This window comes from Corynebacterium glyciniphilum AJ 3170 (assembly GCF_007673095.1).
GTDB lineage: Bacteria > Actinomycetota > Actinomycetes > Mycobacteriales > Mycobacteriaceae > Corynebacterium.
Window position 1 is genome coordinate 1 of record NZ_VDYZ01000406.1, and the last position, 223, is coordinate 223.

A 223-nucleotide genomic window follows, 5' to 3' on the forward strand; every position below is an offset into this window, starting at 1 on the left:
TGGTGAAGGTGTGTCGTGCGTGGTGGTCAAGGCGTTGTGGCAGTCTGTCCGGAGGGGAGGAGAGAGGTGTGATGATGTGGTGGAGATGGGGAAGGGTGTGGGGGTAGAGGGGGAGAGAGGTGAGAGAGTGGTCGGTGTGGTGGTGGGGGAGGTGGTGATTGAGGTGGCGGGCGGTAGGGAGCGTGTGGGGGGGGATGTGGTGGAGGGGAATGGGGGGAGGGAC

1 protein-coding gene is annotated in these 223 nt (G+C 64.6%); it reads left to right on the forward strand.

Features of this window, described 5'->3' with window-relative positions; translation table 11 throughout:
* Positions 1–19 precede the first annotated feature (19 nt).
* The coding region (locus FS507_RS20185) for a hypothetical protein (RefSeq protein WP_145943846.1) at positions 20–223 on the forward strand (204 nt) is incomplete at its 3' end.